The sequence below is a fragment of the Pontibacter sp. Tf4 genome (assembly GCF_014212495.1).
Classification (GTDB): domain Bacteria; phylum Bacteroidota; class Bacteroidia; order Cytophagales; family Hymenobacteraceae; genus Pontibacter.
The window spans coordinates 1-18,477 of sequence record NZ_JACKZC010000011.1 but is presented as its reverse complement, the minus strand read 5'-3'; the positions used below and the strand labels follow the sequence as shown (position 1 = coordinate 18,477).

Below are 18,477 nucleotides of genomic sequence, written 5' to 3'. Positions count from 1 at the left end.
TTAAACGCTACTTTCTGATAATGCCTATTTTATAATAAAATAAGATGCCGGAATGCTATATCAGAAATATCTTACAAGATGCTTGAGAATAGCAGCCCTGCTAAAAACGCATTGGTTTTTATTTCTATTACCTTGTTATTTCACATCTTATCCTACCGTTAGTCAGGTAAAACCTGCAACTATAAAAGGCACCGTTACAGATTCTACTACCAGCGCGCCATTGGCTTATGTAACTATAGTTGTACTGGATAAAGAAGAAAAGCAAACTATAAAGCATGTTCTGAGCTCCGAATCAGGCACTTTCAAGCTTACCGGCCTCGCTCCAAAGGCATACCAGCTAATACTCTCCTATGTTGGCTACAAAACCAAAACTATAAACATATCTGATCTTTCTTCTCCTACGCTCGATTTAGGGAAAGTACAACTATCGCCGGTGGCTACACTGCTGGAAGAAGTGCAGGTAACCACCCAGCGCCCGCTTCTGGAGCAGGGCGCCGATAAACTGATCTATAACGTAGAAAACGACCCGGAACAGTACACCCTGAATACACTGGACATGCTCAGGAAAGTACCCTATATAACCACAGACGCGGACGACAACCTGTTACTCAACGGCAAAGGCAACTACCAGGTGCTTGTGAACGGCAAAAGATCGGCGCTGATAACGGGTAACCCGCGCGATGTGTTGATGAGCCTGCCAGCCAGTTCTATAAAAAAGATAGAGGTTATTACTGTCCCCTCGGCCCGCTACGAAGCTGAAGGTATAGGCGGCATTATAAACATTATTACACATAAAAAAAGCATCAGCGGCTACAATGGCACACTGAACCTGGCAGGCAATAGTCCGGGGGGCTACCACGCGGGCGGTACCCTGAGCGCAACGATGGGCAAGTTTGGGGTTTCCGGAAGTTACCGGCATAGCTATGCTACCTCTCCGGGCAGCAGCAGCAACCTCCTCCGGAATGACCTGATAAGGCAGATGCGGCTGGAGCAAACCACCGAAAGCAATAACAGCAGCAGGTCGCAGCATGTAACCAGCGAATTAAGCTATCAACCGGATAACCGGCACAGCTTTACGGCAAACTATAGTTATAACAGCAACGGCAGCACCAACAATTTCAAACAACAGGCTTTGCAGTTTAACGAGGCCGATGTGCTGACCGAGGCCTATACCAACATAACCACCACCGAAAGTGCCGGCACAGGGCAGGATGCCAGCTTGCAATACCAGTTCAGTCCTAAAGAAAATGAAGAGCAGCTGCTTTCCGTAAGCGTAAACCTGACCGATAATGCCAACAATGGTAACGGCAACTATAGGCTTCAACCAATCCTAAACTATACCGGCAGCGAAAATTCAACGCTCAACCTGTACCATGCCCGGAACCATACACTACAGGCAGATTATGTGCAACCGCTCGGCAGGCAAACGCTGGAACTGGGCATCAGGTCGGACCAGGAAAAGAACAGCAGCGATTACGAGTACCGTACCAAAGACCCGGAGACAGGCATCTTTAAACCTGATACAGCACTGAGTAACAACTTCGGGTATAAACAAACTATAAATGCGGCTTATGCTTCGGTAAACCTGAAACATAAAAACTGGGGACTGCGCAGCGGCATCCGGGTAGAAGACACGCGCCTGAATGCCGCTTTTGTTTCTTCGGGCACCAGCGCCAGGCAACGGTACCAGAACATTTTTCCGAGTATCACACTTTCACGGGCCTTCAAAAAAGGTAACACCTTAAAATTCTCTTACAACCAGCGCATCGAGCGTCCCGGTCTGTATTACCTCGACCCGTTTGTAGACAAGTCAGACCCACTGAATATCTTTTTCGGAAACCCCGAATTAAAACCCGCTACCAGCCACACCCTGCAGTTTGATTTTGACTCATTTTTCGGGAGCAGTTTTGTAAACGCCAGCCTTTCGCACAGCTTTACAAATAACACGATACAGGAGTTTACAGTGCTCGGCTCCGACTCGGTGGCACGCACTACATTCGGGAACATCGGCAAAAGCAGAAACTATAGTTTTACCCTGAGCGGCAACACCACGCTATTCCGGAAGCTCAACATCAGCCTTAACTCGGGGGCAAGCTACCTTGTTTTTAACAGCCGCCAGGAAGGCAACCTGCAAAACAGCGAAGGCTTCAGTTACTATGTGCAGGGCAATACAAATTACCGGTTCGGTAAAAACTGGCGTGCCAGCGGTAACCTGGGCTATAGTTCGCCCAACATTTTATTGCAGGGCAGATCGGGTGGGTATACCTGGAGCAGCCTGTCGGTAAACAAGGACTTTCTGAAGAACAACAAAGCCAGCATCAGCCTCGCTGTCAGGAGCCCGTTCCAGGAAAAACGCCGCGCTACCACCGAGCTTACCAACCCCGCCTTTTATCAGCGCCGCGAAACAGATACCCGTATCCGCCAGTTCAGCCTGTCGCTCACCTACAGGTTCGGTAAACTTAAATAGGTTACACACTTCTATAATTTAGTTCTTTACCTTTTACCATGCTCACAACATGGGTTAAAGTGTATAAGCTGGGCGAGTAGGTGTAGGTTACGGGAAATCTATTGGGAAACTATTACATTCTATAAAGTCTGATACCTTATACCAATTGTCTGTTTCTTCCATCAATGCCACATTCGGTAAGTAAGTTATCAATAATAAACAGTTCTAATATGCTATAAAAGAGGTATAGATTAATTCACTTTGTACTTATAAGCATAATTCAATATATTAGGCTTTTAATATTCAATGTAATTCATTTAACCCTTTTATGAAAACAAGCTTTACCTCTTATCTTCTGAAAGCGCTTCCGCTTCTTGTACTATTTATAGCCTTCTCATGTGGTGATAAGAATGACCCCGAACCACAACCTTTAATAGAGAGGGAGACTTCTTATTCAATACCTGTTAGTGAATCAGGAGAGATTCTTACAAATTACAAAAGACTCTGGACAGAAAAAGTGTATGACGAAGCAGGCTTGCTTATAAAAGAAAAGTACCGAAAGCTTAGCTACTCAGGTTCCGGATACCCTATTCCTGATAACTTATTTACCGAAACCAACACTTATGAAGGCGGGGTGCTGATGATTAAAATTGTAGAACGGGCCGAGCCACCAGTTACGGAAAAATATGTCTACACCTATAAAGACAAAAAACTGACCGCCAAGGATTACTACTTTGGGTATGGTACCGACCTGACATTACTTCAGAAATACTGGTATGAGTACGCTACTGGTGACCAACCAAGCAAAATGTATTTCAACCATTATAATTTTAGCTACGAGCCTGATGTGTTCGAGTATACTTACGATAGCCGTGGCAACAAAATAAAGGAAAACATTATTTCCGATGATTATGCAGGACATCCACATTCACACCGGAAAGGTACTTTTACCTGGGAATACGATGAGCATAATAATCTGACGAAAGAAACTTTCTATTCGGCTCAGACTAAAACAACAACAATAACTAAGCTGACAGAATATAAATATACTCCGGATGGCAAAATTGCTGAAGAAATCAGAAGCTTCGGGGGAAACTTTTTTGAAAAATATGTTTACCACTATAATCAGCAAGGTTTGGTAGAAAAAGTAGAGGTTCTGAAAAAAGACGGGGCTTATTACCCAGACTACACGCTTAGCAGCATTCTTGAGCATGAGTATGTCTTCAGGAAGTAAAACAGTATTTAGTTAACTATTTTAAAGCACAACTATAAGAGGGACTTCAGGGGTCCCTCTTATAGTTACAATCCCATCAGTTCTTCACTTTAGTTATTTAATCGATCGCAGAAATCCTCAACTTCGTTATAGTGCCTGCAGCTAAAATATTGCAGATAATAGAAAGCTGCTTTCCACCTGATAGATCGCTTTTCGTTCGCAGCGCTAAAGTGTATAGGCTTGTGTTAAGTATCTGCATTCCCACGCAAAATCTTCCAACACAACTATAGCACTACGCACAGGATAATTTTATTTTCTCTAATTTAGAGGCTGCTTCAATTTCAACTATAGCCTTTATGCACATCCTGATCGTTAACAACACCCGGATACCGGTTACAACTTATGGCGGCACCGAACGCGTGATCTGGTACCTGGGCAAAGAACTGACAGACTTAGGCCACAAAGTTACTTACCTCGTGAACCAGGGCTCCCACTGCCCTTTTGCCGACGTGTTGTTTTTAGATCCAGCCAAACCTATGGCTGCCCAGATACCCGACGATGTGGATGTAGTGCATTTTAACATTATGCCGCCTGCCGAAGGAATTGGCAAACCGTACATTTACACGCTGCACGGCAACCACACCAACCCCGAACCACTGGATATAAACACCACATTTGTGTCGCGCAACCATGCCAGCCGCTATAACTCTGCCTCGTTTGTGCACAACGGCATGGACTGGAACGACTATGGCCCGGTGCAGCTCGACAACAAGAGGAATTACTTCCATTTCCTGGGCAATGCTGCCTGGCGCGTAAAAAACGTGAAGGGAGCTATAAAAGTGATAAGCGGCGTAAAAGGCGGAAAACTGAAAGTGCTGGGCGGTAACAGGCTGAACATTAAAATGGGCTTCCGGCTCACGCTTAACCCCAATATACAGTTCCATGGCATGGTTGGCGGCGCCGAAAAACTACGCTTACTGCAGGGCTCAAAAGGACTCGTATTCCCGGTGCGCTGGCACGAGCCGTTCGGGCTGGCTATAACCGAGAGTTTATACTTTGGATGCCCGGTATTAGGAACCCCTTATGGCTCGCTCCCGGAACTGGTGCCAGCTGAGGTAGGCTTTCTATCAAACAACAGCCGCGACCTGACAGAAGCTGCCCGAACTATAGACAAATACTCGCGCAAGCGCTGCCACGAATACGCCGCCGACCTGTTCAACTCCAGGCTGATGGCGGAGCGCTACCTCGAAAAATATGCTACCGTACTGAATGGCCAGACCCTGAACCAGGAAAAACCACAGCTGCAGCAAGTGCAGACAGTTAAATTTCTGGAGTGGCATTAACTATCGTTTGCCTTACGCAGCCTTATCAATTCCTTTAAAGCGTACATCCTGGTAATAATTGCAGATGTTGTGGAGCACACATTCCTCGCATTTAGGCGCGAAAAATGTACACACCCGCTGGCCATGACGAAGCATGTGCACATGAAAATTAAATAGCTCGACAGGGTCTTCGGGGAGCATGTGCAACAGCAGGTCATGGGCTTTGTTGGCGGTCACCTTGGCTCCTATCAACCCTACACGCTGGCTTATCCGGAACACGTGCGTATCAACGGGCATTACCGGTTTGTAGAAGTTAAAGAGCAAGAGCAGCGTTGCTGTTTTAGGGCCTACACCCGGCAGGTTGGTCAGCCAGTCCATGGCCTCCTCTACGGGTAAGTCTTCCAGAAAATCAATATTAAACTCGCCCCGTTCTTCTTTTATTTTGCGCAGTGTTTCCTGTATCTGAGGTGCTTTCTGGCCGGGGTAACGGGTAGTTTTTATAGCATCTGCCAGCGCTTCAAAATCAGCGTTCATCACGCCATCCCAATCCCCGAAACGCTCCAGCATAGTGTAAAAAGCCTTCTCCTCGTCTTTGTGGTTGGTGCGGTGCGATAGCATCGTTGAGATAAGCTCGTGCATGTGGTCGCGGCGCTTTTCCAGTTTCAGGCGCTTGTAGGCTTTGTTCAGCAGCTCGTGCGTCAGCAGCGTTTTCTTTTCCGGAGATAGTTCGTGTGCATCCATGGCAACTATAGTTTGCATATTTTCTACGGACTACGGCAGGCACAGTTGGCACCCGCACAAACTATAACTATAGGTAGCAATTGCCGGTTGTAACTATAGCTACAGCCTGGCACATTGAACTTTACACACAACTATTTGCAGATTTGTACGCTATATGCTGTAGGATTTTTTTGGCAGGACACCAGTTACAGACCTTGTATGCAGATAAAATTTTTAGGAACCGGCGGCGCTTTTGATATAGATTACCTGAACTCAGCTGCAAAACTACATTTCAGGGGTAAACATATTCTTATCGATTGCGGCTTTACTGTTTTTCCGGCGCTGGTTCATAAAAATCTGATCCAACAGGTAGACCACATCTTGATCACACACCTGCACAACGACCATATCGGCAGCCTGCCCACCATGCTGCTTTATAAAAGCATTATCGAGAAAAGCCCGCGCCCCGTCATACTGTACCCATCGGAGCAACTGAAGAATCAGCTGTACGCCATCCTGGAGCCTCAGCTAAAGAATCCTGATAAATACGCGGAGTTTATACCACTGGAGCAATTTGAAGGCATCACCGCCATCGATACCTTTGGCCAGCACTCTGAAGGTATGCAAACTTACGCTTATGTGTTTGACGAGGGCGAAGAGCGCATTGCCTATTCCGGCGACTTAGGCAAACCCGAAACGCTTTTCGACAGGCTGGAAAAAATGAAACCGCTGCGCACCTGTGTGTTTCACGAGATAACCTTTAACGCCGAAAATACCGGCCACACCTTTTATAAAAAGCTGCTTCCCTACCTTGCCAACTACGAGGTATTCGGCTACCACTGCGATCCTACCAAAAACCCTTCGGATAACCCGGTCCGGCTGGTGTTTTACGAACCCGATCTGATGGCTTAAACTATCACCACAACTATAGTTTAAGGTCTCCCACACTGGCACGGATCTATGATCCGTGACTAACCTATAAGGTTGGATCTGTGATCCAACTGGGCCAGCGGCCCAAACTATAGTTTGATACGAGCGGGGACGCTCGCGCCATAGTTATAATCCCAACTATAAATTTTCCCAACTATAGATTTCAGCAAACTTATAGTTTCTGCTGGCGCAGAAAGCCAGTTACAAACTGGCGCCATTTTAACCACAAGTTACGCTACCGCTAAACTTGCGGCATAAAAGAAGGCTGAACGCCCTCGCTTGCGTCCTGCGAGTGTGAGCTATCCCGTGGCATCCCGCCACTTTTGGAGCAACTATAGTTTAGCAAGGGCAGCTATTTTACTGCAGCTCCGAGGCTTTTACTTCTTTCTGCCAGATATCGGCGCCTTTGGCGTTGTAAATGGTCACTTTAAAACTGCGCTCTTTGGCCGGTCCCTGTACAGTAACTATAGCAAAGTTATGCTCCTGCACCAGCGTACCGGGCACACGCAGGGTATTGGCTTCATTCTTCGGGTTAGACAAACCGGCTGTGAGTGGTGAGATAGTGAAGTCGTAAAGCGGGTAAGTACCGGGGCGATCCAGCCTGGTAAGCTCAGTAAAGTGGCGGTCGCCGTCCATAAAGATCACGCCTTTTATTTTGGCTTCCGCAATGGCATCCAGCAGCTTCTGGCGCTCTTCGGGGTGGTTGCTATAGTTCTCCTTCACGGCAGCCGGGTTCAGCACCTGTCCGCCCACGCAAATAACCTTAAATGTGGCTGTGCTCGAGTGCAGTGCATCTATCAGCCAGTTAAGTTGCTGTTCGCCTAAGTAAGCTTTATCAGTCGTGCGGGAATTCGGGCTTTTAAACCAGCGGTCGTCCATCATAAAAAACTGCACATCGTTCCACTGAAACGTACCGGTTACAGGGCCTTCGTCAAAAATATAGTTCGGGTTAGCCCAGAAAGTACGGAATGCTTCGGCGGTCAGCTCTTTTCCCCAGAAACTGCGGTCGGCGTTGTTAGGGCCATAGTCGTGGTCGTCCCAGATGGCGTAATTGTGTACCGAGCCCAGCAGCGGCTGCAGTTCCGGCACTGAGCGTGTATGCGTGTAGCGGTATTGGATGCCCGTTTTCGTGTTCCAGTCCGGTTCGCGCAGGTAAGTATTATCGCCGATCCAGAGCATAAAATCCGGTTTCTTCTGGTGTATTGATGTCAGGATCTCGAAACTGGTGCTGCCGTAAGGTTTGCCCGGGCGGTCGTAGGGAGTGTCGTTCACGTAAAAGCAGCTGCCCACGGCAAAGCTAAAATCCGGGGCATCTTTGCGGTGCTGCCACAAGTCCTGCGTCTGGAACTCCAGCAGGTAATTGCGCTTTACTTTTTTATTGTTAATGTATAGTTCGTAGCTGTATTTTTTGCCATAGGTTACCTGGTCGGCGAGCAGGTGTGCGGCATTGGCATTGGCAGCGTCGGTGCGTACTTCGGAGGTAGTGTAAACCTTGCCCGGCTCATCTTTTGCCCAGTATTTTATTTTTACTTTGGCTGGCTCTTTGGTCTGCACCCATAGTTTCACTTCGCGCATTTCGGAGTAACCCACCATAGGGCCTGCCTGCAAAAGTTTTTCCTGCGCCACGGCCGCAAGGCTCCAGCACATAAAGTATAGCACTGTCAGTAATCGTAATTTCATCGTATCGTAGTTAAACTATAGGTGATAACCGCCCAAAGATACGCGGCCTGCATCAAAATTGTAAAAACATAGGTATTACTTTTAAGTTGATCCTTACCCTATTTCTAAACTATGCCCCTGACCAGCAGACAGCCTGTTTCGCAAAAGCCTTTCCTGCAGCAGCCCTTGCACATGGCTTACCTGCTTTTGTTTACGGGGTACTGGTGCTTCTCGGCATTCACTACGCCCGACCTGCTAAACTGGCTCTCCGAGAATATCCTGACCGCATCATTGCTTATTTTCCTGGTAGCTTTTTACAACATTTTCCGCTTCTCCGACGCCAGCTATAGTTTCATTTTCCTGTTTTTGCTGCTGCACGTGTACGGCAGCCACTACCAGTACCCCGACGCCCCCTTAGGTGAGTGGGCCAAACTACAGTTCAACCTGCAGCGCAATCATTACGACCGGCTCGTGCATTTCGGCTTCGGCCTGCTGCTCTCGTATCCCATGCACGAAGTATTGGTCCGCAGCTTTCACGTGAAAGGGTGGCTCAGCTACCTGTTGCCTGTGCAGTTCGTGCTCTCGCTGGGTGCCTTGTATGAGTTGGTGGAATGGGCGGTAGCTGACCTGCTTTATAACGGCACCGCCCAGGGCATGGATTTCCTGGGAATGCAGGGCGACATCTGGGATGCACAAAAGGATATTGCCTTAGGCTTTGCAGGAAGTATCCTGACAATGGGTCTCGCCCTCCTGCAACACAGCAGGAAATAATGGGTTTACCTCACCCCTGTCCTCTCCACCTCACCCCGACCTTCTCCTTTTATCGAGGGCCCCTGCCCCCAAAACAGGAGAGGGAGATTGTCTGAATCGGGATTTACAGGATTTGGGCTTTTGCTAAAGTTAACTGCTATAGTTTCATAGTTGGCGTTGGTCCAACCACCCCTACCCCTCCTTATCCAAGGAGGGGAACTCTGCTACTGCTATAGATTCAGCTATAGTTCTATAGTTACAGACCGTGAGCAGGACAGGTTTACCTGTCCATACGGAATTACAACCACGAGAAAACAGATATGCTTCAGCGAAGGGCAATCGCGTCAACTATGGTTAAAGCGTAGACTATCGAATGTGTAATCAGTCTTTGGGTTGAGCGCCTTTGACTTGTTGCGGTACCGTCAGGCAATCCGACGCAGGAGGATAGCAAGAAGGCAGCAGCGCGATGCCCAAAGACGGGGCCTCCCGGCCCGGGAGGGAGCCAACCAAACTATAAAACAGTAGGTAATTAAAGCTCCCAGGATTGGTAGAAACTATAGAACCACGGCTTGTGTCGAATTGTAGGCAAAGTCAACTATAGAACTATAGCCCTGAGCATCAACTATAAGGCAAATAAGATGTCTCGGCGGTGCTCGACATGACAGTAGCGCCAACTATAATTCATATAAACACAGCTATTTAACTAAGAACAAGCAAAAACAAAAGAGAAGCTATTTAGCTTCTCCTGCAATCACTTAAACAAAGCTGGTAAAATCGTAGCTTTTTTAGGTTGGGGTAACTTTGTATCCGGCGTAAACTTTTCGCAGGCGCAGGCGAGCAATGAAATAGCAGCACTTAACAGCGCCATCTTTAAGTATAGTTTCATAGAACAGGTACAAAAAACAGCCGTACCCGAAGGCACGGCTGAAAAATCAACAAATCACACTTTTATTCAAACACTATAACTCGCCACGCTCGGCAGCTTTTTTCATCTTTTCGTTCGCAAAAATGGCAATTTCCACACGGCGGTTCTGCTGACGACCGGCTGCTGTGCTGTTATCAGCCACTGGCTGGTCAAAGGCATAGCCTTGGGTTGTCATGCGGTTGCGGCTCACACCCTGGCTTGATAAGTAGTTGGCTACCGATTCGGCGCGGCGCTCCGATAAACGCTGGTTCAGATCACGAGTACCGGTATTATCGGTGTGGCCTTCTATCAGGATGTTGGTGTCTTCGTACTTTTTAAGTGTCGTAGCCAGCTGCGCGATCTCTGTCTGGGCGTTAGACTGTAGTGCATCGGAGTTTGTAGCGAACAGGATACCGGAGTTAAACGTGATCTTGATACCTTCGCCCACACGCTCTACCTTGGCATTTTCCAGGTCGCGCTGTAGTTCTGCAGCCTGCTTATCCATGTGGCGACCGATGAGTGCACCAGCTGTACCACCTACGGCGGCACCAATAATAGCACCTGCAGCAGTGTTACCGGCAGCTTTACCAATTACACCACCTACCACAGCACCAGTACCGGCACCTATGGCACCACCTTTTGCTGTTTTGCTGGCGTTACATGCCGTAAACAGCAACCCAAAAACGACAAGAATGGATAAATAAATTCTGATACTTTTCATATGTTCTATTCTTTTGTTCAACGTTACGAATCCGAAGATTCAGTGCTTCTTACTGCTTATTTTTAAAAATGTTCCGGTTTTGCACCGTTCAGGTTCCTCCCGTAATCAGGATAGCAACAGCTTCAAAAACCTATCTAACTGACACTTATTACTTTATATAGCTTATATAGTATACGTTAACGGTTGAAATATTTAACAGGTTTTTCAAAAAAGTGAATGCGCTGAACCTAAGGGTAAATACGAACGCATAAAAAAGCGCCTGCCAACCGAAGCTGACAGGCGCCCTGTAACTATAAACTATAGTTTCTGCTTATTTCAGTTCACCGCTTTCGGCAGCTTTTTTCATCTCTTCGTTTGCCACGATGATGATCTCTACACGGCGGTTCTGCTGACGACCTGCTACCGTAGAGTTATCGGCGATTGGCTGATCGTAGCTATAGCCTTTGGCCTGCAGACGTGATGCTTCTACACCCAGACTCTTGGCATAGTTCAGTACAGACTGCGCACGACGCTCTGATAATTTCTGGTTCAGTTCGTAGCTACCGGTGTTGTCGGTGTGGCCTTCAATAATTACGTTGGTTCCTTCGTACTCCTTCAGGGTCTTGGCAAGTTTGGCAATGTCCTGCTTGGCAGAGGCGCTCAGTTCGGCAGAGTTTGTTGCGAACAGGATACCTGAATCAAAGTTGATACGGATCGCTTCGCCTACACGCTCTACGTTCGCGTTTTCCATGCTTTTCTCCAGTTCCTCGGCCTGCTTATCCATGCGGCGGCCAATTACGGCACCGGTTGCACCACCCACAGCTGCACCAATAATGGCACCTGCAGCAGTGTTACCCATTTTATTACCAATAATACCACCAATTACAGCACCGGAGCCGGCACCAATTATACCACCTTTGGTAGTTTTATTCATTCCCTTTTTCTCGGTAGTAGTGGTAGTTCCGGTTGAGGTACCTGTTGTATCAGCTGTAGGACGCGTGGTCTGGCAAGAAGTGAACAACATAGTTGCAGCCAGAAACGAGGTCAATGATAATTTTAAAGCTTTCATGTTTCTTAAAATTGGTAAAGGTTTGGTTTACGTGATTTATAAAGTTGATGATGATAAATTAACGGCTTTCTGCCAGAGTGCCTATTGCAATCCGAGTGCCAACTTTACACAAACGCCGGCAATCCTTAAAACAATACAAGCAAAGCAAAATTAATATATAGTTAACAAACTATCAGAATTGGCTTGTACTGCTGCTTAAAATAAAAGCCTGTCACTTTTTAAAATGACAGGCCTTTTAAAAGTATAAGTTACAGGAACTACAACGTTTTGCTTACTTTTTTAGTCTTGGCCTTTGCATCTTCGGCGCTTTTCTCGCACACCATACTTAGCAGGTCTGTCAGGCGTTGCTTCAGTTCTTTGCGGTCAACTATAAAATCAAGGAAGCCGTGCTCCAGTACAAACTCAGCACTCTGGAAACCCTTTGGCAGGTCTTTGCCAATTGTTTCTTTAATTACACGCGGGCCGGCAAAACCGATCAGTGCGCCTGGCTCGGCAATGTTAAAATCGCCCAACATGGCGTAAGATGCCGTTACGCCACCAGTTGTAGGGTCCGTCAGCATCGAGATGTATGGCAGGCCTTCTTCTGACAACAGCGCCAGTTTAGCCGAGGTTTTTGCCATCTGCATCAGCGAGAAGCCGGCTTCCATCATACGCGCTCCACCTGATTTTGAGATCATCATGAACGGCGTACGTGTTTTGCGTGCATGGTCAATGGCGCGGGCTATCTTCTCTCCTACTACCGAGCCCATCGAACCACCGATAAAAGCAAAGTCCATACAAGAGATGGTAATATCGCGGCCGTTCATCTTGCCATAGGCGCTGCGCACTGCATCTGTCAGGCCAGTTGCTTTCTGGGTGGCAACTATACGGTTCGGGTATGGCTTGGAGTCCACGAAGTCCAGCGGGTCGCCAGAGGTAAGGCCGGCATCCAGCTCCGTGAATTCGTTGTTATCGAAAAGAATAGCAAAGTACTCTTTTGAGCCAATGCGGTCATGGTAATTACACTTAACGCAGGTGTTCAGGTTTTTGCGGTGCTCTGCCATGCTGGTTACAGCTTTACAGCTCGGGCACTTATACCATAATCCGTCGGGTGTTTCCTTCTTCTCTTCCGTAGGGGTATGAATTCCTTTTTCTACGCGTTTAAACCAAGGCATCATAGTTTAAAGTGTGCACTGGGCACATAAAATGTGATAAAATACAAACAGCCAACCGGCCGGTATATCAAAAAAAGTGACCTGCCTTTTCGGGCTCCGGAGAGCTTTTAAAAAGGCAGGTCACAAAATTATGTAATTATCAGCAGTTCTGCTACAAATTACGCTAATGTAATCTCGTTGCTCAGGTAAACATCCTGAATGGCGTTCAGTAACTCAATACCAACTTTCATATCTTTCTGGAATGCTTTACGGCCAGAAATAAGGCCCATACCGCCTGCACGCTTGTTAATTACAGCTGTGCGCACTGCATCTGCCAGATCCGATTCGCCTTTAGACTCACCACCAGAGTTGATTAAGCCGGCACGGCCCATGTAGCAGTTTGCCACCTGGTAACGTGTCAGGTCAATCGGGTTATCGGTAGTAAGTTTGTCGTACATCGCCTTATGCGACTTCGCAAAGTTGATAGCTGTAAAGCCACCATTGTTCTCCGGAAGTTTCTGCTTGATGATGTCGGCCTGTATAGTTACGCCCAGGTGGTTAGCCTGTGCTGTAATGTCAGCAGCTACGTGGTAATCTACACCGTCTTTTTTGAAGGCGTTGTTACGGGCATAGCACCAAAGTATAGTTGCCATACCTAACTGATGTGCTCTTTCAAAGGCTTCAGCCACTTCAATGATCTGGCGGGAAGACTCTTCTGAACCGAAATAGATGGTTGCACCAACGGCAGCAGCACCTAAGTTCCAGGCTTCATCCACAGAACCGAACATGATCTGGTCGAACTTGTTAGGGTAAGTCAGCAGCTCGTTGTGGTTAATTTTTACGATGAACGGAATGCGGTGTGCATATTTTCTGGACATCATGGCCAGGTTACCAAACGTGGTTGCTACTGCATTACAGCCACCTTCAATAGCCAGTTTAATGATGTTCTCGGGGTCGAAATAGATAGGGTTTGGTGCAAACGATGCACCGGCAGTGTGCTCAATACCCTGGTCTACCGGCAGGATAGACAGGTAACCCGTGCCACCAAGGCGGCCATGGTCGAAGAGTTGCTGTAAGCTGCGCAGTACCTGTGGGTTGCGGTTGCTCTGAGCAAAAATACGGTCCACGAAATCCGGGCCCGGCGCGTGCAGCTGCTCTTTAGAAATAGTTTTGCTTTCATACTGAAGCAGGCTTTCTCCTTCAGAACCAAGTAAAGAAACGATGTTATCGTAATTCATTTGTCTTTTAATAATTTGTGGTAAGAGACACTTTGATTTGGTGATACAAATATAGTAAGGTTAATATTATTTCTGTTATACTTTTCAGGAACAATATTGCAATTTACAGGCTTTATGCCGAATGGTGGTCAGCTACAGATGAACGTATCTTAACACAGCCTGCACAACAGCTCCCACATCATACTTTGCCAGCCAAAAAAAGTTACTTAAAAAAATAGCGCCTGCTTTAAAAGAAACAGGCGCTGCAACTATAGTTCAGCTATAGTTCTGAGCTAACTATATACATTCTTCGCTCACCACTGTGCCGTTTACCAGTACCGTGCACACGTGGGTGGTATACTCAAACGGGTCGCCATCAAACAACACCACATCGGCATCCTTGCCCTTCTCCAGCGAGCCCACCCTGCCGTACTGCCCCAGCATTTTAGCTGGCGTAGACGTAATGGCTGCCAGGGCCTGCTCTGGTTGCATGCCATTGGCCACGGCTACGCTGGCTTCGAACAACAACACGCGCGCCCGTGGCACATAAGCCTCGAAGCCACTTTGTATGGCAACCGGTATCCCTGCTCTGGCAAGTGTAGCTGCCGTCTCAAACGACATGTTTTTGTTATCGCCGTAGGCACGCGCCATAGTTGGGTGAACTATAACCGGCACGCCGGCCGCTTTAATTTCATCTACCAGCAGGTACGCTTCGGCCGCGCCGTCCAGTACCAGGTCCAGGTTAAATTCTTTGGCTAAGCGCAGGGCTGCCATAATATCCTGCGCTCTGTTTGCAGTGATCAGGGCTTTGTACTTTTTGTTCAGTACATCGGCCAGGGTTTCCAGTTTCAGGTTGCGGTCCGGGCGTTTGGTGGCATCGGAGTTACCCATTTTTCTGCTATAGTTCTGTGCGGCCTGCAGCTCGGCACGCAGCATGGCCATGCCTTTTGCCGATGTTTTCGGAGAGCTATAGTTATCGCCTACAGTTGTACCTAGCGTAAAAGCCACCATACTGGTCGTATCCAGCAGACTACTGAAACCGTCTTCAGATGTTTTGAGCGTCATGAGCTGGCCGCTGGCCAATGCGCCGGGTGCGTGGCCCGTGTTTATAGTTGTAACCCCATAGCTGCGCACATACTTTATCAGCTCTTCGTTAGGGTTGTAGGCATCTATGGCGCGTAGTTCCGGTTGAATGGGTGCTGTTCTTTCTAGTTGTTGCTGATCGGCGGGCACGTTATAGATACCAGCTAAACCAACGGAAGTATGCGCATCCACAAAACCGGGTGTTACTACTTTGGCGGTATAGGTTTTATAGTTCTGCGGCACCTGCAGGTTGGCACCAACGGCTTCAATCTTACCGTCTTTTATCAGCACCACCCCATTTTTTATCGGAGTGCCTGCCATAGTATAAACAGTTTCGCCTTTTATGGCTACCTGTGCCTGCACCTTACCGGCGCCAACTATAGCCACACTAGCAACCATAGCCGCAGCAATTTGAATATGTTTTTTCATGATGTTCTTTTTAAAGATGTTAGAAGCCAGAAATTAGATGTTAGACTCAGCTGTGCGCTACATTTTTAAGTCTGCTACATTTTTAAGTCTAATGTCTAGCATCTATCGTCTACAGTCTTTTAATGTGCGTGATAGTGAACGTCGCTTTGGTAGGTGTTGTAACCGCCGGTCGCAAACTTCTTATCATCTTCGTTGCTGAGGTCGAAGCGTTTTTTGCCTTCCACCCAAGTCTGCTCTACTCTGGTGTACACACTGAATGGTTCTCCGTTCAGGATGATAAAGTCAGCGTCTTTGCCTTTCTCCAGTGAGCCAACACGGTCATCTAATTCCAGCATTTTAGCGCCAGCTATAGTCAGGGCTTCCAGGGCTTTCTCGCGGCTCATGCCGGCACGCACACCTAAGGCAGCGCTGCGCATAAACAAGCGCGAATCGGTAATGCCATCGTCGGTATGGAAGGCGGTGAGTACGCCTGCTTTTTCCAGCACAGCTCCATTGGAGTTGCGCACTTCTACGGCTTCGGACTTACCGCCCGGCGAGTCTAAAGTGATGATAGAGGCAGGAATACCGGCTTTGGCAATTTCGTCGGCAGCTTTCCAAGCTTCGCTTACGTGGTGCAGCACCAGCTTAAAGCCAAATTCTTTCTGCAGACGCAGCGCTGTGAGCACATCATCGTAGCGGTGCGTGTGGAAATGCACAATGCGCTTGCCTTCCAGTATCTCTACCAGCGGGTCCAGGTTTGGTTTGCGCTCCGGCATTTTATCGGCTTTGCCTTTGGCTGCTTTTATTTTGCTCTGGTATTGCTGGGCATCTAAAAACAACTGCCGCGCCATAGCCGCCGACTTAGCCCGGGTACCCGGAAACGGAGCTGCTTTGATGGGATTGGTACCGTTGGCCATTTTCATGCCTCCACAGATGCCGCTACCCGGGTCCTCGCAAAAGGTAAGGTCGCCTATGGTTTTGCCTTCGCGCATTTTCAGGTACACGGTCTGCCCGCTCATCAGGTGGCCCGACCCGGGCATTACGTTCACCGTAGTAATGCCCCCTGCCAGCGCCCGCTTAAAAGAGTCGCTCATGGGGTTAATGCCATCTATAATCCGCACATCGGGGTGCAGTGCGCCGGAGCCATCGCCGCCCGAGCCTTCGCCTAAATGCGAGTGTGTATCAACCAGACCTGGCATTAGCACTTTTCCGGTCACATCTATTTCGGTGGCGCCTTTGGGTACTTTTACCTGGCCGGCTGCGCCAACTGCGGTTATTTTGCCGTGCTGTACTACCAGCACGCCGTTCTCGATGGGTTTGCCGGCTATGGGTATAATGCGCGCACCTTTAAACACATGCGGCTGTTCCTGGGCCATGGTGCTGCCGGTAAGCAGAAATCCGGCTACACCAAGCGCTGCCAGCAACTTGTTCCTGTTTTTCATGATGAAGGTTAAGTATAAGTTAGGTTAGTTTTAGCACTGTTAACCTAAGCATTTTACCCGGCAAATAAAACAGTAATCGCCCCGAAACTACAACTATAAGTAACACCCATTTAACCTGCCAATCGTTAAATAAACAGACCTTAACCTTACCAACTATGGAAACAAAAAAGAACCTGAACAGCCATGTGCTACTTTGCTGCCTTTGGGTGTTGCTACTGGTAGTAGCTGGTTGTGCGCCATCTACCCAGATAACAGGCACCTGGAAGAGCCCCGAGGCTACCCAAACTTATAACAACATTGTAGTAGGTGCCCTGACCGATAACATCCTGGCCCGCCAGAAAGTAGAAACCGATATGCAGACCCAACTGCAGCAACGTGGCATAAAGGCAACCCGGAGTATCGACATTTTCCCGCCGAGCGGGGCAAGTAAAAACGGTCCGGATGTTAACCTGCTGCTGGAGAAAATGCGCGGCGATGATTATGATGCCGTGCTAACCGTTGCCCTGGTAGACGAACAGACACAGACACGTTATGTACCCGGCAATGTAGGTTACAGACCGATTACTCGCTATGCCTGGTATGGCAATTTCAGGGGCTACTATACGTACTGGTACCCAATCCTCTACGACCCGGGTTATTACACCGAAGATAAGATTTACTTTGTAGAGACTAACCTGTATAATGTGGCGGATGATAATTTGCTCTGGTCTGCCCAGTCGCAATCCTATAGTCCGTCGAGCTTGCGCAAAGCAGCCGAAAAGCTGGCTGAGATAACTGTAAACCAGATGGCAAAAGAAGGCTTGATTCAGGGGCAGGTGAGCCAGCCATAAATATCTATACAGTGATTATACCGCCAGTTTGAGTGCAGCGGTAACTGGTTAACGCTGGGGCCAGTTTCGCAGGCGCTAATCTTGTGGCTGCAACTATAGTTTACACCGGCGCCGGTATCCAACTGGTGGCGTGCAATGGGTGCGAGTCTCCAGACTCGCTTGGCTATAGTTGCAGAATAAGGCTAATCTATAGTTAGGCCCATCGTTTCATAGCAGAGACGCAAGGTATTGCGTCTCTACAAATCCTGTTAATTCTTTAATCCTGTAAATTCTTGGGTAGGGCCCTATTTAAAGAATCAGACAAAAGACGCTAAAAGCTACTATAGTTTTAGTTCGAATAATTAGCCACCTACCAGAACTGTGACGGGTTGATGACCTTGCCGGTGTTGTTTAGCAGGATGCCCAGCACAATCTCGCTGCTGCCTTTACTGTTGCGGCTTACTTCGGAAGCGGACGCGTCATACGCATAACTTAGCTGCCACTGCTTTTTAATGTTAACGCCACCGAGCAGCACCATTGTATCACGCTTGCGGTACGAGGCTCCGGCCCAGAGGAAATCCCGGTAGAGCACTTTCAGGTTCACATCCGCGGCCACCGGGGCAGACGGCACATACTTGATCAGGGTAGATGGAAGCAGCGATACGGCAGGAG

At 48.0% G+C, this 18,477-nt stretch carries 15 protein-coding genes; 6 read left to right on the top strand and 9 right to left on the bottom strand.

The features are described 5' to 3' along the window. The first annotated feature begins 82 nt into the window (after positions 1 to 82). The 3 genes from H7F15_RS16980 to H7F15_RS16970 all read left to right on the top strand — a co-directional run bounded on the left by H7F15_RS16980 (position 83) and on the right by H7F15_RS16970 (position 5,002). Positions 83 to 2,467: a TonB-dependent receptor domain-containing protein gene (locus tag H7F15_RS16980; RefSeq protein ID WP_185198193.1), complete on the top strand. Its 2,385-nt coding sequence runs from the start codon at positions 83 to 85 to the stop codon at positions 2,465 to 2,467. Positions 2,468 to 2,774: 307 nt separating this feature from the next. Then, positions 2,775 to 3,680 carry a hypothetical protein gene (locus H7F15_RS16975; RefSeq protein WP_185198192.1) on the top strand — a complete coding sequence of 302 codons (906 nt, stop codon included), beginning with the start codon at positions 2,775 to 2,777 and terminating at the stop codon, positions 3,678 to 3,680. 335 nt (positions 3,681 to 4,015) lie between these two features. Next, positions 4,016 to 5,002, top strand: a complete 987-nt coding sequence (locus tag H7F15_RS16970) for a glycosyltransferase family 4 protein (protein ID WP_185198191.1) — start codon at positions 4,016 to 4,018, stop codon at positions 5,000 to 5,002. Positions 5,003 to 5,014: 12 nt separating this feature from the next. On the opposite strand, the gene nth is transcribed toward H7F15_RS16970, so the two are convergent. Then, positions 5,015 to 5,740: an endonuclease III gene (nth, locus tag H7F15_RS16965; protein WP_255481306.1), complete on the bottom strand. Its 726-nt coding sequence runs from the start codon at positions 5,738 to 5,740 to the stop codon at positions 5,015 to 5,017. Positions 5,741 to 5,920: 180 nt separating this feature from the next. On the opposite strand from nth, the gene H7F15_RS16960 reads away from it, so the two are divergent. Continuing rightward, the gene (locus H7F15_RS16960; protein ID WP_185198190.1) at positions 5,921 to 6,613 is read left to right on the top strand and encodes an MBL fold metallo-hydrolase; all 693 of its coding nucleotides are present in this window, start codon (positions 5,921 to 5,923) and stop codon (positions 6,611 to 6,613) included. 375 nt (positions 6,614 to 6,988) lie between these two features. On the opposite strand, the gene H7F15_RS16955 is transcribed toward H7F15_RS16960, so the two are convergent. After that, positions 6,989 to 8,311 carry an alkaline phosphatase gene (locus H7F15_RS16955; protein WP_185198189.1) on the bottom strand — a complete coding sequence of 441 codons (1,323 nt, stop codon included), beginning with the start codon at positions 8,309 to 8,311 and terminating at the stop codon, positions 6,989 to 6,991. A gap of 111 nt (positions 8,312 to 8,422) precedes the next feature. Here H7F15_RS16955 and H7F15_RS16950 point away from each other — a divergent pair, with 111 nt between their 5' ends. After that, entirely contained in the window at positions 8,423 to 9,061 is a 639-nt protein-coding gene (locus H7F15_RS16950; protein ID WP_185198188.1) for a DUF2238 domain-containing protein, read from the top strand. A gap of 938 nt (positions 9,062 to 9,999) precedes the next feature. Here H7F15_RS16950 and H7F15_RS16945 read toward each other — a convergent pair. The 6 genes from H7F15_RS16945 to H7F15_RS16920 all read right to left on the bottom strand — a co-directional run bounded on the left by H7F15_RS16945 (position 10,000) and on the right by H7F15_RS16920 (position 16,996). Next, on the bottom strand, positions 10,000 to 10,665 hold the full coding sequence (locus H7F15_RS16945; protein WP_185198187.1) for an OmpA family protein: 666 nt from the start codon (positions 10,663 to 10,665) through the stop codon (positions 10,000 to 10,002). Positions 10,666 to 10,975: 310 nt separating this feature from the next. Beyond that, on the bottom strand, positions 10,976 to 11,713 hold the full coding sequence (locus H7F15_RS16940; protein WP_255481305.1) for an OmpA family protein: 738 nt from the start codon (positions 11,711 to 11,713) through the stop codon (positions 10,976 to 10,978). A 257-nt stretch (positions 11,714 to 11,970) separates the two neighbouring features. After that, a complete protein-coding gene (accD, locus tag H7F15_RS16935; protein WP_185198340.1) occupies positions 11,971 to 12,867 on the bottom strand; it encodes an acetyl-CoA carboxylase, carboxyltransferase subunit beta in 897 nt (298 codons plus the stop codon). Positions 12,868 to 13,025: 158 nt separating this feature from the next. Beyond that, positions 13,026 to 14,084 (bottom strand): class I fructose-bisphosphate aldolase, encoded by a 1,059-nt coding sequence (locus tag H7F15_RS16930; RefSeq protein ID WP_185198186.1) that lies wholly within the window; start codon positions 14,082 to 14,084, stop codon positions 13,026 to 13,028. A gap of 276 nt (positions 14,085 to 14,360) precedes the next feature. After that, positions 14,361 to 15,575: an amidohydrolase family protein gene (locus H7F15_RS16925; protein ID WP_221627112.1), complete on the bottom strand. Its 1,215-nt coding sequence runs from the start codon at positions 15,573 to 15,575 to the stop codon at positions 14,361 to 14,363. Between the two features lie 119 nt (positions 15,576 to 15,694). Continuing rightward, positions 15,695 to 16,996, bottom strand: coding sequence for an amidohydrolase family protein (locus tag H7F15_RS16920; RefSeq protein ID WP_185198185.1), 1,302 nt, complete (start codon positions 16,994 to 16,996; stop codon positions 15,695 to 15,697). Between the two features lie 155 nt (positions 16,997 to 17,151). On the opposite strand from H7F15_RS16920, the gene H7F15_RS16915 reads away from it, so the two are divergent. After that, entirely contained in the window at positions 17,152 to 17,826 is a 675-nt protein-coding gene (locus H7F15_RS16915) for a hypothetical protein (RefSeq protein WP_185198184.1), read from the top strand. Positions 17,827 to 18,175: 349 nt separating this feature from the next. On the opposite strand, the gene H7F15_RS16910 is transcribed toward H7F15_RS16915, so the two are convergent. Continuing rightward, on the bottom strand, positions 18,176 to 18,477 hold a 302-nt coding region (locus tag H7F15_RS16910; RefSeq protein WP_185198183.1), incomplete at its 5' end, for a type IX secretion system membrane protein PorP/SprF.

Bases quoted from the DNA above. Each gene is read 5' to 3' on its own strand.
- H7F15_RS16975 (WP_185198192.1), top strand. From the start codon at position 2,775: ATGAAAACAAGCTTTACCTCTTATCTTCTGAAAGCGCTTCCGCTTCTT.
- H7F15_RS16970 (WP_185198191.1), top strand. From the start codon at position 4,016: ATGCACATCCTGATCGTTAACAACACCCGGATACCGGTTACAACTTAT.
- nth (WP_255481306.1), bottom strand. From the start codon at position 5,740: ATGCAAACTATAGTTGCCATGGATGCACACGAACTATCTCCGGAAAAG.
- H7F15_RS16960 (WP_185198190.1), top strand. From the start codon at position 5,921: ATGCAGATAAAATTTTTAGGAACCGGCGGCGCTTTTGATATAGATTAC.
- H7F15_RS16955 (WP_185198189.1), bottom strand. From the start codon at position 8,311: ATGAAATTACGATTACTGACAGTGCTATACTTTATGTGCTGGAGCCTT.
- H7F15_RS16950 (WP_185198188.1), top strand. From the start codon at position 8,423: ATGCCCCTGACCAGCAGACAGCCTGTTTCGCAAAAGCCTTTCCTGCAG.
- H7F15_RS16945 (WP_185198187.1), bottom strand. From the start codon at position 10,665: ATGAAAAGTATCAGAATTTATTTATCCATTCTTGTCGTTTTTGGGTTG.
- H7F15_RS16940 (WP_255481305.1), bottom strand. From the start codon at position 11,713: ATGAAAGCTTTAAAATTATCATTGACCTCGTTTCTGGCTGCAACTATG.
- accD (WP_185198340.1), bottom strand. From the start codon at position 12,867: ATGCCTTGGTTTAAACGCGTAGAAAAAGGAATTCATACCCCTACGGAA.
- H7F15_RS16930 (WP_185198186.1), bottom strand. From the start codon at position 14,084: ATGAATTACGATAACATCGTTTCTTTACTTGGTTCTGAAGGAGAAAGC.
- H7F15_RS16925 (WP_221627112.1), bottom strand. From the start codon at position 15,575: ATGAAAAAACATATTCAAATTGCTGCGGCTATGGTTGCTAGTGTGGCT.
- H7F15_RS16920 (WP_185198185.1), bottom strand. From the start codon at position 16,996: ATGAAAAACAGGAACAAGTTGCTGGCAGCGCTTGGTGTAGCCGGATTT.
- H7F15_RS16915 (WP_185198184.1), top strand. From the start codon at position 17,152: ATGGAAACAAAAAAGAACCTGAACAGCCATGTGCTACTTTGCTGCCTT.